At 60.4% G+C, this 732-nt stretch carries 1 protein-coding gene; it reads right to left on the bottom strand.

The window, feature by feature from the left end; translation table 11 throughout:
* A partial coding sequence (locus tag FBT96_RS17800; RefSeq protein ID WP_136909041.1) for a UPF0149 family protein occupies positions 1-431 on the bottom strand: 431 nt, incomplete at its 3' end.
* Positions 432-732: the final 301 nt, after the last annotated feature.

The raw sequence follows: 732 nt of genomic DNA, 5'->3' as shown, positions 1-732 counted from the left end.
ATTTTCTTGAGCGCCTTGATCGCGCGCACATTTCTGCTGGCCGCGATTTTTCCCCACGCCTCGGGCCTGAGCTGCATCGCAGCCAGAAACCCGAGCATCCAGAATTCCCACAAGATGTCACCGTTACGCTGGTCTTCATCCATCACCGGGAAATACTCGCCCGGCATCATCAGCGCGGTCGCAACGCGGTTATAATGCGCCATCAGGAGATCGAGTGTTGCCTGCATATCAGCCAGACTCTCGAATTCAGGCGCGCCTCCCTCGCCCCAAACCTTGGCGAGCCAAACCGAAGGCGGGATCATCTCAGGACAGGTGATCAAACCGGCACAGAACCCGTCGAACTCGGGCAGCAGCATCGGATCGTTTTCCTCGGGCAGCGCCATCAGCGCCTCCTCAAGTTTTCTCAAATCCTCGTCGCTGTGCCATTCCATGGTTCATCCCCTCCGTCGCCAAAGCCAAACCAGCCGCAGGGCCAGAACTGTCGTATTGGCGCCGCCTTGGCCAAAATGGCAGACTTGAGCCTCATGCGCCATCGCACCAACATGCCGTTTGAACACAGATGCATGCGAGACCTTGATCCGAGCGATCTGACGCAACTCTATTCGCGGCGCCCCGGGGGCACGATGCAGGAAGCCCGGCGGTTTGTCCCGCCGGGCCTGGGCCGAGGCCCCGTTCGTCAGAACGGGATCTCGTCGTCGCGGTCGATGAACTCGGGGCTTTCGCCCTCGGCAG

It is taken from the genome of Rhodobacter capsulatus (genome assembly GCF_005144475.1).
In the GTDB taxonomy this organism is placed as follows: Bacteria; Pseudomonadota; Alphaproteobacteria; order Rhodobacterales; family Rhodobacteraceae; genus Rhodobacter; species Rhodobacter capsulatus_C.
This window is presented reverse-complemented; position numbering and strand designations above follow the sequence as displayed.